Origin of the sequence: Arthrobacter sp. NPDC057388 (genome assembly GCF_042668165.1) — a bacterium.
GTDB lineage: Bacteria > Actinomycetota > Actinomycetes > Actinomycetales > Micrococcaceae > Arthrobacter.
This window is the reverse complement of the sequence record NZ_JBHVBL010000072.1, coordinates 1-11706: the sequence shown is the minus strand read 5'-3', so window position 1 is coordinate 11706 and position 11706 is coordinate 1. Positions and strand designations below refer to the sequence as shown.

Annotated in this window: 12 protein-coding genes and 1 pseudogene; 4 read left to right on the top strand and 9 right to left on the bottom strand. The window is 66.1% G+C overall.

Annotation, left to right across the window (positions count from 1 at the left end; all coding sequences use genetic code 11):
- Positions 1 to 152 precede the first annotated feature (152 nt).
- Entirely contained in the window at positions 153 to 605 is a 453-nt protein-coding gene (locus tag ACFUTU_RS20490) for a hypothetical protein (protein WP_377967668.1), read from the top strand.
- Here the strand turns inward: ACFUTU_RS20490 and ACFUTU_RS20485 are convergent.
- The 9 genes from ACFUTU_RS20485 to ACFUTU_RS20445 all read right to left on the bottom strand — a co-directional run bounded on the left by ACFUTU_RS20485 (position 588) and on the right by ACFUTU_RS20445 (position 8789).
- Complete coding sequence (locus tag ACFUTU_RS20485) at positions 588 to 1118, bottom strand: gluconokinase (protein WP_377967666.1); 531 nt, start codon at positions 1116 to 1118, stop codon at positions 588 to 590. The genes ACFUTU_RS20490 and ACFUTU_RS20485 overlap by 18 nt on opposite strands.
- Positions 1115 to 2209, bottom strand: a complete 1095-nt coding sequence (locus ACFUTU_RS20480) for an L-idonate 5-dehydrogenase (protein WP_377967664.1) — start codon at positions 2207 to 2209, stop codon at positions 1115 to 1117. Before ACFUTU_RS20480 ends, ACFUTU_RS20485 begins: the two co-directional genes overlap by 4 nt.
- Positions 2209 to 2979 carry an SDR family oxidoreductase gene (locus ACFUTU_RS20475; protein ID WP_377967662.1) on the bottom strand — a complete coding sequence of 257 codons (771 nt, stop codon included), beginning with the start codon at positions 2977 to 2979 and terminating at the stop codon, positions 2209 to 2211. Before ACFUTU_RS20475 ends, ACFUTU_RS20480 begins: the two co-directional genes overlap by 1 nt.
- Positions 2980 to 3065: 86 nt before the next feature.
- Entirely contained in the window at positions 3066 to 4007 is a 942-nt protein-coding gene (locus tag ACFUTU_RS20470; RefSeq protein WP_377967660.1) for a 2-hydroxyacid dehydrogenase, read from the bottom strand.
- Positions 4008 to 4081: 74 nt separating this feature from the next.
- On the bottom strand, positions 4082 to 4837 hold the full coding sequence (locus ACFUTU_RS20465; protein ID WP_377967659.1) for an SDR family oxidoreductase: 756 nt from the start codon (positions 4835 to 4837) through the stop codon (positions 4082 to 4084).
- A gap of 37 nt (positions 4838 to 4874) precedes the next feature.
- Positions 4875 to 6215 (bottom strand): MFS transporter, encoded by a 1341-nt coding sequence (locus ACFUTU_RS20460; RefSeq protein WP_377967658.1) that lies wholly within the window; start codon positions 6213 to 6215, stop codon positions 4875 to 4877.
- A 48-nt stretch (positions 6216 to 6263) separates the two neighbouring features.
- Complete coding sequence (locus ACFUTU_RS20455; protein WP_377967657.1) at positions 6264 to 7277, bottom strand: biotin-dependent carboxyltransferase family protein; 1014 nt, start codon at positions 7275 to 7277, stop codon at positions 6264 to 6266.
- Complete coding sequence (locus tag ACFUTU_RS20450) at positions 7274 to 7999, bottom strand: allophanate hydrolase subunit 1 (RefSeq protein ID WP_377967655.1); 726 nt, start codon at positions 7997 to 7999, stop codon at positions 7274 to 7276. Before ACFUTU_RS20450 ends, ACFUTU_RS20455 begins: the two co-directional genes overlap by 4 nt.
- A 1-nt stretch (position 8000) precedes the next feature.
- The gene (locus tag ACFUTU_RS20445) at positions 8001 to 8789 is read right to left on the bottom strand and encodes a LamB/YcsF family protein (protein ID WP_377967653.1); all 789 of its coding nucleotides are present in this window, start codon (positions 8787 to 8789) and stop codon (positions 8001 to 8003) included.
- Positions 8790 to 9339: 550 nt separating this feature from the next.
- On the opposite strand from ACFUTU_RS20445, the gene nac reads away from it, so the two are divergent.
- The 3 genes and pseudogenes from nac to ACFUTU_RS20430 form a co-directional block, all read left to right on the top strand.
- Entirely contained in the window at positions 9340 to 10260 is a 921-nt protein-coding gene (nac, locus tag ACFUTU_RS20440) for a nitrogen assimilation transcriptional regulator NAC (RefSeq protein ID WP_377967651.1), read from the top strand.
- Between the two features lie 135 nt (positions 10261 to 10395).
- Positions 10396 to 10629: a hypothetical protein gene (locus ACFUTU_RS20435; protein WP_377967649.1), complete on the top strand. Its 234-nt coding sequence runs from the start codon at positions 10396 to 10398 to the stop codon at positions 10627 to 10629.
- A gap of 302 nt (positions 10630 to 10931) precedes the next feature.
- Positions 10932 to 11706: pseudogene (locus tag ACFUTU_RS20430) on the top strand (hypothetical protein); the annotation flags it as partial.

Genomic DNA, 11706 nt, shown 5'->3' with positions numbered 1-11706 from the left:
CGGCGGGACCTCCCGCCGTCGTCCGTTTTCCTTTGTTTTTGGCTCTTGTCAGCGCAACAACTACGGAAGTATTGTGCGGCCAGCCGGACTTTCGGCCGCGCGGACGTTTGGCAATATCAATCCACTCCACCCTGTCCTCAAGGGAGAACCTGATGTTGCGCTCCAGAAGCCGCCTCGCCGCCGTCGCCCTCACCGCCGTCCTTACGGCCGTCGCCGCCCCCGCCCACGCAGCCCCCGCGACGCTCGTCAGCGCCGGGCCCGGAATCCTAGTGGCCGACGGCGCCGCCGTCGATATTCCGGTCACCTTCGTCTGCGACACCGACCCAACCCTGGTTACAGCGGTACCCGTCATCCAGCTCACCCAAAGGGTCAGCGACGGACGGATCGCCGGCGGACTCGGGAACGCGGAACTCGACTGCACACGGAAGGAACAGACGGCCACGATCCGCGTGGTGCCCAATCAAATGGCATTCGACGAGGGCCAGGCCGCGGCCACGATCGTGCTGCAAAGCTGCACCGCGCAGTTCCAGTGCTCTGTTGAAATCATCAACACCGAGGTGGAACTGGCCAAGGGCGCGGGGACCGGGCTACTGCCCCAGCGGTAGGGCCAGCAACTCCAGCTCGCGGACGATCCCGTCCACCAGGGAGGCGGGATCACCGAGGATATCCACCGGAATATGCGCTTCATCCCATTCCAGCGGCTCCAGCGTCGCAAGCTGCGAAGCCAGGAGGCTGCTGGGCATGTACTCGTGCGCCCTGCCGCTGATCCGGCCTGAAATGGTGGCTTCCTCGCCGGCGAGGTGGATGAACACGAGGCCCGGTGCGTGGCTGCGCAGCAGGTCCCGGTAGCTCCGCTTGAGCGCCGAGCAGGCGATGATGCGCGTGCCCGCTCCGTCGCCGCGCGTTGCCAGCGCGGTCCCAATTTCCGCGAGCCAGGGTGCCCTGTCCTCGTCATTCAGCGGCGTGCCGCTGGCCATCTTGGCCTTGTTGGCCGGCGGATGGAAGTCGTCACCGTCAAAGAAGGGAACGCCCAGGCGCTCGCCCAGCAGCGCCCCGACGGTCGACTTTCCGCAGCCGGAGACGCCCATGACAACCAGGGGCGGCAGGTTCGTGATCATGATGTTTCTCCGAAGTTGAGGAGGACTTTGCCGGATTGGGCGGAGTTGCGGGCGGTGTCGAAGGCTTCGAGGGCGTTGGTGACGGGGTAGTCGTGGGTGATGACCGGGCCGATGTGCAGGGTGCCGTCGGCGAGGGCGGTGATGACCTCGTCGATTTCGTCGTTGAACCGGAACGAGCCTTTCAGGTCGAGTTCGCGGGTGATGGCCAGGGAGATCAGGACCGGCTGGGGTCCGGTGGGCAGCAGCCCGACCATGACCACGGTCCCGCCCCGGCCCGCTCCGTTGATCGCGGAGGCCAGGCCGTGGTGGTTGCCGGAGGATTCGATCACGACGTCGGCCTGCACCCGGGCGATCGCCTCGGCGTCCGCGGCGTGCAGGACCTCGTCCGCGCCCACCGCCGTGGCGATCTCCAGCGGTTTGTCGTGCATGTCGACCGCGACGATCCGGGCCGCGCCGGCGCGTTTGAGCACGGCCACGGTCAGCGCCCCGATCGGGCCGGAACCGATCACCAGGGCGGTCTTGCCGGCCACGTCCCCGGCCCGGGACACCGCATGCCACGCCACACTGGCCGGTTCGATCAGCGCCGCGGTCCGCAAATCCAGTGTGTCGGGCAGTTCCCGGAGCATCCGCACCGGCAGGTTCACGTACCGGCTGAACGCCCCGTCCGTGTGCGGGAACCGTGCCGCCGAGCCCAGGTACGTGCACCCCGGGGACAGGTTGGGCCGCTGCTGCGGGTACCGCACCGACCCGTCACCGGGGCCCGGGGTGGCCGGGTGCACCGCCACCGGCGTCCCCACACCCGGACCGGACCCGTCCGCCGCTGCTTTGACGATCCGGCCGGAGATCTCATGGCCCAGGACCAGCGGGGACTTCAGGATCGACTCCCCCGCCGCCCCGTGCAGCCAGTAATGCAGGTCCGACCCGCAAATCCCCCCGAACAGGACCTCCACCACCGCCTCATCCGGTCCCGGCTCCCGCAGCGGGACCTCGTCGATCCGCAGGTCGCCCTTGCCGTGCGCGACCACCGCCGGACCCGACACCGGAAGTGCCTCCGCTGCTGTTTCTGTTGTTGTGCCGTTTGCCGTTGTCATCAGACCACCACCGTCATTCCGCCGTCGATAAAGATCGTCTGCCCGTTCACGAAATCCGACCCGGACGAGGCCAGCCACACCGCCGGGCCCGCCAAATCCTGCACCGTACCCCACCGCGCCGCCGGGGTCCGGCCCAGAATCCACGCATTAAACGCCTCGTCATCCACCAGGTTCTGCGTCATCTCGGTATGGATATACCCCGGCGCGATCCCGTTGATCTGCAGCCCCGACCCCGCCCACTCAGCGGTCATCGCCCGGGTCAGGTTCCGCAGCCCGCCCTTGGCCGCCACATACGGGGCAATCGTGGGCCGGGCCAGGTCCGTCTGCACCGAACAGATATTGATGATCTTCCCGTGCCCCCGGCCGATCATGTGCCGCGCCGCAGCCCGGCCCACCAAAAACGCGCTCGTCAGATCCGTCGAGATCACCCGCTCCCAGTCCGCCACATCCAGCTCCAGCATCGGCACCCGGTGCTGGATCCCGGCATTGTTCACCAACACCTCCAACGGGCCCACATGCTCCTCCACCCACGCCACCCCGGCCTGCGCGGCGGCGTCGTCCGTGACGTCAAACGCCACACTGTGCACCCGGCCCGGCGCATAATCCGCGGCCATCGCAGCCTCCGCCGCCTTCAACCGCTCGGCGTTGACCCCGTTCAGCACCACCGTCGCGCCCGCGTCAGCCAGGCCCCGCGCCAACGCATTACCAATCCCCCGGCTCGAACCAGTCACCAAAGCAACCCGCCCGGTCAAATCAAAAAGTGAAGTCATGAAAAGAGCAGCTCCTCCGCCGCGGTCTGCGCGTGCGCGCATGGTTGTTCGTTGTCTTGGGCCCGGGAGGGCCTGAAAGCTGCCGCCTAGAAGGGACCCCGCTGGACGAGGTTGGCCGGGGCCTGCCCTGCGGCGAGGGCTTCGAGCTGCTTGCGCAGGAGCTTCAGGATCCGTGGTTCGAACGCGGAGGCGTTGCCGCCCACATGGGGTGTGATCAGGGCGTTGGGCGCTGACCACAGCGCGTGGTCCTGCGGCAACGGTTCGGGATCGACGACGTCGAGCGCGCAGTTCAAGCGGCCGGACAGGACTTCCTTGGTCAGGGCCGCCGTGTCCACCACCGGGCCGCGGCCCACGTTGACCACGAGGGCGCCGTCGGGAAGGGCTGCGAGGACCTCTTCGCCGATCAGCTGGTGCGTCTGCTCGTTCAGCGGCAGCACCGAGACGAGGATGTCGTGTGTGGGTGCCAGTGCAGGCAGCTCGCTGGAGGCGTGGACCTCGCCGTGCTCGTCCGTGCGGGCAGAGCTTCCCACCCGGGTGACGGTGACCTCGAAGGGCTCCAGGCGGCGGGCGATCTCGTGCCCGATCCCGCCGACGCCAAGCAGCAGCACGCGCCGGTCCGCCAGGGACTGGCGGCGTTCCGGCCGCCAGAGGCCGTGCTGCTGGTCGCGGACGGCCTGGTCGATGCCGCGCAGCTTGGCAAGGATCAGGCCCACCGCGAGTTCCGCCGTCGCCGCCGCGTGGACACCGGAGGCGCTGGCGACGCCGGCCGCCGGGCCGGCAGCTTCGATAACGCCGTCGTATCCGGTGGACTGCGTCTGGACGTACTTCAGGTTCTCGACCTGGGCGAGGGCCCCCAAAACCGCACCGGCGTTGATGTACGGGAGGATGACGCCGTCGATCTCACCCAGCGTCCCGCCGTCGGGATCCGACTTCAGGTCCCACACCACTCCCCGGAGCCCTTCGGGAAGGGGTGAAAGATCGGCGAGCAGCTGGGCGTCGGGGAAGCTGACGGTGCGGACTGTGTGCATCGGAAAACCTATCGATTCTGGGGAGTGGGATGAGCTGGGCGGGGCCGGTTTTGCCGGCCCCGCCCGTCGGAGCTTTAGGCCGGGCGCCGGTCGAACGTGAGCCCGCCGGGAACCTGGAAGGTGGGCATGAGTTCCAGCATGCCCACGTTTACGTGACGGGGAGTTTCGATGGCGTAGTCCATGGCGTTGACGATATCGTCCGTGGTCAGGGACTCGTAGCCTTCGTAATACGTCTTCCACGCCTCTTCCATGGCCTCGGGCGTGCCGCCCATGTTGCGGCCGAAGATCTCGGTCTCCACGCGTCCGGGGCAGATCTCGGTGACGCGGATGCGCTTGCCGACGGTGTCGTTGCGCAGCTGCCGGGAAATCTGGTGCACGGCTGCCTTGGTGGCGTGATACACGGTGTGGCCGTAGAAGTTGTACACGCCGGCGATGGAGCTGATGTTGATGACGTGGCCGCGGTCGCGTTCCACCATGCCCGGCAGGACCAGGCGGGTGAGCTGGAGCAGGCCGCGGAGGTTGACGTCCACGAGTTCGTCGATGTCGCTCTCCGAGGAGTCCAGGATGTTGCCCGGCCGGGACACGCCGGCGCAGTTCACCAGGACATCGACTTCGAGGTTCCCGACGGCGGCCGTCAGGGCCGCGGTGTCGGTCAGGTCGACGACGTGGGGAATGGCGCCGGTCTTGTCGGCAAGGTCGTTCAGTCGCTCCTCGTTGCGGGCCACGGCGTGGACGCTGAGTCCGCGCTTGGCAAGGCGCTCGGCGATGGCGGCGCCCATGCCTGTTGAGGCGCCGGTGACGAGGGCGGTTGAGTAGTCTGAAAACGGCATTTAGGTCTCCTGGTTAGTGCAGTGCAGTGGTAAGTGGTTAGGCGTCGCGCAGCGGCAGGTGCGCCCGGTCCTTGACGGTGCTGACGGCAGCCAGCGTGCCCAGCGCGGTGATGACGGCGTAAAAGGCAGGCATGTAGATGTTGCCGGTGGAGGAAATCAGCCAGGTCATCAGCAGCGGGGCGGTTCCGCCGAAGAGTGCCGAGGAGATGTTGTAGCCCAGGCCGTAGGCGGAGTAGCGGACACGGGTGGGGAACAGTTCCACGATCAGGATGTGGATCACGGCGGTGTGTCCGGCGAAGACGACGGCCATGATGCAGGCACCCAGGATGGCCAGGGCCATGTTGCCGGTGGCGATCAGGGCGTAGGCCGGGATGCCGAGGACAGCCATGGCGATTGCCGAACCGGCGATGACCTTCTTGCGGCCGACACGGTCGGAGAGGGCACCCATGAACGGGATGGCGATGCAGATGACAACCAGGCTGCAGGCGGTGACCAGAAGGGCTTCACCGATGGTGAAGTTGAGCTGCTTGCCCTTGAGGAACGTGGGCATGTAGGAGAACAGGACGTAGTAGCCGGAGCCGTTCATGAGCGGGATGAAGAGTGCCAGCAGCATGGCGCGGCGGTGCTCAGCGGAGGCGAAGGCTTCCTTCAGCGGGTTCTTGGACAGGCCGCCCTCTTCCTTCAGCTTCTGGAAGTTCGGGGTGTCGCTGATGGCCTTGCGGATGTACCAGCCGATGACGCCCATGGGGATGGCGACCAGGAACGGAATGCGCCATGCGAACGAACCGAAGCCGCCGCCGTCGATCGCTGCCTGGGTGAGCCACGGCGACATGGAGTAGGCAACCAGGGTGCCGGTGAGCAGGGCAGCGAAGGAGGCGATCTGGGCGTAGGAGGTGATGATGCCGCGCTTGCCTTCGGGGGCGTGCTCGGCGAGGAAGGTCATGGCACCGGCGGCCTCGCCGCCGACGGAGAAGCCCTGGAGCAGGCGAAGCAGCACCAGCAGCACGGGGGCCGCGATGCCGATGGCGGAGTAGGCGGGCAGGATGCCGATGCCGGCCGTTGCCACGCTGATCAGCAGGATGACAAAGACCAAGAGTTTTTGCCGTCCGATCTTGTCGCCCAGGATGCCGCAGACGACGGCGCCGAGGGGGCGGACGAAGAAGGACACGGCGTAGCCGGCGAAAACGAACAGCAGTGCGTTGTCCGGGTTGCCGGGAGCCAGGAACACAAGGGCAAGCGTTCCGGCCATGAAGGCGAAAATGCCGTTGTCGTAAAGCTCCACGAAGATTCCGACGCACCCGGCGGTGACGACTTTCCGGGTCTGCCTCGCATCGAGGCGGTCGTGCTGCGGTGCACCCGCGCGCATTGATGTGGACATTTTCATTCCTATCCTGGACTTGGTTCGAGGGGAGTTCATCGGTGTTCCTTAGCTGCCGGCTGCCGGTGCGAGTTCCGGCCGGCCGGGCTCTTTGCCGATGCCAAGGAGGGCGAAGACTGTACTGACTCGGGAACGGAGGTTCTCCAGTTCCCGTAATGCCGCCCGGTGCTGTGCTGTGGCTTCGGGGACGGTGGTCTTGCGGAAGGTGATGGTGTGCCCGGGACGGGCTTGGGCGAGGGTGTCCAGCGAGCGGCTGGTGACCACTGCCAGGACGGGATAACCGGCGGTGACACCGCGTCCGCGGTGCAGCACCAGCAGTTCTTCCCTGGATGGAACCTCGATGGCTCCCACCGGAACACCGCGGGACAGCACTTCGGCTGACGTTTGGCGTTCAGGAAGGGCACCGCCGAGGCGCAGCCCGATATGGTTGCTCCGGGCGCTGACGGTGTATTCGGTGGTGTACAGCAGCTCTGCTGTCTCACCGAACTCGTCAACGTCCGGACCGTCCGTGACGTCAATGACCGCCCTGCTGCTGAACTCCGGGCGGGTCAGCCCCAGCCGGAACAGCGGAAGGTCAAAGTATGGCTGCCGGATCGGGCCGACGCTCCTGGAGGTTTTCAGCTCCGTACCCTCGGTGAGCCGAAGGCCGAAGCCGATGACAGTGTCAGGGGCGCAGCTTCCCAGCAGGGCCGGGGCCTCGACCGAGCCGTGGACGGCAAGATAGGCCCGGAGGCCGCCGGTGATGCGGCGTACCGCCACTGTCTCCCCGGCACGGACGGACACCGGCTCCCACTGCGGGCATTCGCGCCCGTCAACGGTGAGCGTCAGGGGTGCGCCCGTGACCGCGATGAGGAGGTCGCTGGTGGCACGCATCCGGAAGTCGAGGGCGGTGATTTCCAGCAGCGGAGCGTTGTCCGCATTGGCGGCCAGGATGTTGGCCGCACGTGCCGAAAACTGGTCAAGAGCCCCGTTGACGGGAAGCCCGAACCGGGGTCCGCGGAAGCGTCCCAGGTCCGTGACCACGGAGTTTCCGGGCTGCTGGATGATCAGTGACCCGCTCATCGTGCTGCCTCCAGCTTCCTGCCCGCGTAGTCCGCGAATTCCTCCGGCCGGATCTGGCGGAACGTCAGGCGGTCGCCGGGCAGGTACGGAACCAGCGGTTCACTGGCAGCATCAAGCACTGTCAGCGGGGTTTGGCCGATGACGCACCATCCGCCGGGCGCCACCGCCGGGGCGATGACAGCCTGCCGGCCCGCGACGGCCACGGCACCCGCAGGAACGGACAGCCGGGGGTCCTTCAGCCGCGGAACCGGAAGCGGAAAGTCGGGGCCGTCCATCATGGGTGACCCGGCAGGGGCGCCCAGGCAGCGGATGACGTAGGACTTGGCCGTGTGGAGCGCGATGATCTCCTCCACGGAAAGCTGTTCGTGCTCGGCAACGCGCTCCAGGTCGGGGCCGTACTCGCCGCCGTACACCACGGGAACGCTGAACTCCCGCGGCGTTCGGGCAGGTGCACCGGTGTGCTCAAGCTGGCGCAGGCCAAGGAGGACGAAGGCCCGGACCTGGCGCGCCGAGGTGACCCCGGGGTCAAATTCCACGAGCAGGGAGTCGTACGTCGGCACTGCGCCGTGTACGCCGTCGGCCTCTGCGGTCTCAAGCCACTGCGCAAGGGAATGGACTGTGCTCCAGTTGGCCTCCGTATCAGCGGAGGAGGCGACCACCCGGAGGGCAGAATCCCCCGACTCGAAGATCTCCACCGGAGTGGAATTTGGGGTGGCAGCCATGTCAGGCGACCTTCTCTTTGGCGGCCAGCACCTGCGGCAGCGGGGCGATGGTCACTCCGGCGTTCTCCAGTTCGGCGCGGACCTGGCGGGCCAACTGCACCGCGCCCGGGGTGTCCCCGTGCAGGAGGACGGTATCGGCGACAATCGGCAGGTCTGTTCCGGCAACGGTCTCGATGAGCCCCTCGCAGACCATGCGCACGGTGCGGTCTACGATGGCGGCCGGGTCGTGGATCACGGCTCCGGGGCGGCTGCGTGGCACCAGGGTGCCGTCGGCTTCATAGGCGCGGTCGGCGATGCCGACGATGCCCACGGCAAGCTGCCGTTCGGCGGCCGCGTTGGCCAGTTCACCGTCCTGCGCCAGCACGATGAGTCCGGGGTTGATGCGGGCGGCGGCATCGGCAACCGCGGCTGCATAATCGGGGCGGGTGGCGACGAGGTTGCCCAGGCGGCCGTGCGGCGCAATGTGGGCCACGGTGGTGCCGTGGTAGGTCGCAAAGGCACTCAGGGCACCGAACTGGTACAGGACGTCGTTGCGGACCTCGTCAGCCGTCAGGTCCATGGCGCGCCGGCCAAAGCCCCGCAGGTCCGGGAAGCTCGGGTGCGCCCCGATGCTGACGCCGCGGCGGACACATTCGGCGACCGTGGCGTGCATGATGTCGGGGTCACCGGCGTGGAAACCGCAGGCAATGTTGGCACTGGAAACCACCTCAAGCAGGGCCGCGTCGTCGCCCATCGAGTAGGCGCCGAAGCCTTCTCCGAGATCTGCTACGAGATCAACTGTGGGTCCCATTATCTGCCTTCCTGGGGTGGTTAGCAGCAGCCCTGGCCACAGGGGCAAAGGGATCAGCTGCGCTGGTGATGAGGTCTGACCGGTGGGGTCCCGGGGAGGGTTCCCGGTTCATTGCTGCGGGGCTACCGGCTTCTGCTAAAAAGTCTGGCACCGGGTTTTTGCTCAGACAAAGACGTAATCGGTGTCACGGGATAGGAGCTGGTTATGACCACCGCCGCAGTGGAGTCCATGGCCCTTTCCTTCCCGTAAAGGGGGTGCGCCCCTGGCGGCCGACCCCGTTGCTTTGAACATATGGAACGTTTATTTCCGGAATGTAAAAAGAAACCGGAAATTTCGATAAGAGTGAATACCATGCAAAATACATCTACCCCCATCAGGAATTCGCATGCCGCCTGAGGGGATAGAATGTACGCCTAGTGAAATAGCGTTCTGGGTTCAACGTTCTGGGTTCAACCTAGTGTCAGCGATGCGGATCACACAAAGACCTATTGCGTATCCCTGCATAGCAACCCGTTATGGGTTCAGGACGCCGCGACGAGAGAGGGCGGCCGTGGATACCCGGAAACTTGCATACTTCGTGCAGATCGTGGACTCGGGGAGCATCACCAAAGCGGCGGCTGCCCTGCATGTGGCCCAGCCGGCCCTCAGCCAGCAGGTTTCGGCGCTGGAGAACGAGCTCAAGCAGCGGCTGCTGATCCGCAGCAAGCAGGGGGTTCAGCCCACGGCTGCCGGGCACACGCTGTACCGCCATGCCCAGTCGATCCTGCGGCTTGTCGCGCAGGCCCGGACGGACGTTGCCAAGTCGGGGGCCGCGCCGTCGGGCCGTGTATCCATTGCCATTGCGCCCTACAGCATGGCGTCCAGCCTGACCCCGCAGATCATCAGCGAAGTGGCCCGGCGGTACCCGGACATCGTCCTGCACGTCACCGAGATCTATGGCGGCGTCCTGAGCGAGGCCATCAAGAACGGCCGGCTGGACATGGCCCTCATCTATGAGCCCGGCCCGATCCGCGGCGTCCTTTTCACCACGATGATCGTTGAGGACCTGCACCTGGTGGTCAACGCGGCCAGAACGGAAATCCACACTTCGAATGGTGAGGTCACGCTGGAGGAGGTAGCCAAGCTTGGGCTCTTCCTGCCCGAAAAGATCCACACGCTCCGCCAGACCGTGGAAGCGGGTTTCGACAGCAAGGGACTTAAGCTCCAACTGGTGGGCGAGGTGGAGTCGGTGCCTTCCCTGACCCGGCTGCTGCGGGCTGATCTCGGGGCCACCATCCTGCCCAAGTCTGCCGCCGATGCCTTGTTCCATGAGGAGGACTTCAACGTCCTGCGGATCGTCGACCCCGCGCTGCAGTGCAAGATCGCGCTGTGCACCCCGGACCACGATCCCCTCTCGGAGGCTGCCTCCGCTGTACTCCTGGTGCTGAAGGAAATGCTGCAGGAAATGCTCAACGATAAGTATGGCCGCTAGCCTTTCATAGGTTCCGCTTATTAGGGCACTTATCATTTGTCTTAGTAACGCGCTTCCGGGGATTCTAATATTGGCAGCAAGCCTAGAAATTGCGGAAAAGAAGTTTCCGCAGCCAGAATCAACGGGGAGCCTGCCATGAAAAAGCTCAGCACTATCAGGAGAACAACGGACCCGAGCCTGGGGCTTGTGGCGAAAACAGGATCTCACTGCCCCACCAACGGGTTCTGGCGCCCCGAGGACCGGTCCGCGGATCCGATCTTCGTTTTCGAGGGCAGCATCATGCCGGTCAGCGGCGGCGGGTCGACAGTCTGGTACCTGGAGGACGCCGTCTTCGGTGCCCCGGCGTACCCGGTCCCCCTGCGCGCCTAACGGCTCCCGGATCGCCGAGCAGGTGGCCCCGCCGAACCAGGTGGCCCCGCCGCTTCCCGTCCGGTGCACTTGTACCGCGTACGACGGCGGTGCTGCCGCCGGCTGAGCCTGTCAAACCCGGCAATCCTTGCGTGCCAAGGTACCCAACTGGGTAGCAGTTCAGGGCGTTCTCAGGGCTGGGAACGCCCCGATCTGCTACCCGGTTTTCGTTCCGGGAGCGCCTCCAAAAAATTTTTAGAATCTACCCCCGCCTGGTGCCTGATCCGCCTTATTTTGTCGTACCCCCTTGGCAGACTGTGGTCATGGAGGTTCTCGGGAATCCAGCAGTGACAGCGGGGGCGCCGCGTGGTGACGCTCCGCTTGCTGCCGCGGTTCCGGAGGCCGATGTTCCGGATGCCCTTTTCCCGGACGCAGTTTTGCTTTTCGGGGCGATTCCCGACGGGTGGTCCATGGGCGAAGTCTTTCCCTTCGACGAGTTCGCGGGCGATTGCTTCGCCGGCGACGACTTTCCCTATGGCGCCGATCCGGACTCCGCGTATCCGGAGGATCCCTTCCCCGGCGGAGAGTATCCCGACGGCGTTTTCCCGCAAGACCCGTTTCCCGAAGCGCTGTTTTACGAGGCCTCGTTCACCCGTGGTGAGCCCCCGGGCGGTGATGCACCCGGGCTGGGTCCCGGCAACCGGGTCGGGGCGGTGAAGACGCTTTTGCGGGCCGATCTCACGGCCGACGGTCCCGGGCTGATCAACCAGATCGCGGCGCTGGAGAAACTCAAACACTGGGCCACCGGCCAGCAGGCCCGGCTCGCCGTTGAGTTTGAGGCTAGGCGGCGGCAGGAACAAACCGAATTCGCGACTGTGAACGGTCCGGCGCAAGCCGCTTCCGGGCTAGCCACAGGCTGCAGCCTGGCGGCCGAGGATCTCGGCAAGAAACGATCCAAAGAACAGAGCCTGGGTGTGGCTGAGCAGATCGCCCTGGCCCGGGCCGAGTCACCGCACCGCGGCGGCCGGCTGCTGGGCATGGCCAAAGCCCTCGTCATCGAAATGCCCCACACCCTCACCGCCCTGGATACCGGCCGGC

Bases quoted from the DNA above. Each gene is read 5' to 3' on its own strand.
- ACFUTU_RS20485 (WP_377967666.1), bottom strand. From the start codon at position 1,118: ATGATCACGAACCTGCCGCCCCTGGTTGTCATGGGCGTCTCCGGCTGC.
- ACFUTU_RS20455 (WP_377967657.1), bottom strand. From the start codon at position 7,277: ATGAGCGGGTCACTGATCATCCAGCAGCCCGGAAACTCCGTGGTCACG.
- ACFUTU_RS20450 (WP_377967655.1), bottom strand. From the start codon at position 7,999: ATGGCTGCCACCCCAAATTCCACTCCGGTGGAGATCTTCGAGTCGGGG.
- ACFUTU_RS20480 (WP_377967664.1), bottom strand. From the start codon at position 2,209: ATGACAACGGCAAACGGCACAACAACAGAAACAGCAGCGGAGGCACTT.
- ACFUTU_RS20445 (WP_377967653.1), bottom strand. From the start codon at position 8,789: ATGGGACCCACAGTTGATCTCGTAGCAGATCTCGGAGAAGGCTTCGGC.
- ACFUTU_RS20490 (WP_377967668.1), top strand. From the start codon at position 153: ATGTTGCGCTCCAGAAGCCGCCTCGCCGCCGTCGCCCTCACCGCCGTC.
- ACFUTU_RS20475 (WP_377967662.1), bottom strand. From the start codon at position 2,979: ATGACTTCACTTTTTGATTTGACCGGGCGGGTTGCTTTGGTGACTGGT.
- ACFUTU_RS20465 (WP_377967659.1), bottom strand. From the start codon at position 4,837: ATGCCGTTTTCAGACTACTCAACCGCCCTCGTCACCGGCGCCTCAACA.
- ACFUTU_RS20460 (WP_377967658.1), bottom strand. From the start codon at position 6,215: ATGTCCACATCAATGCGCGCGGGTGCACCGCAGCACGACCGCCTCGAT.
- ACFUTU_RS20470 (WP_377967660.1), bottom strand. From the start codon at position 4,007: ATGCACACAGTCCGCACCGTCAGCTTCCCCGACGCCCAGCTGCTCGCC.
- ACFUTU_RS20435 (WP_377967649.1), top strand. From the start codon at position 10,396: ATGAAAAAGCTCAGCACTATCAGGAGAACAACGGACCCGAGCCTGGGG.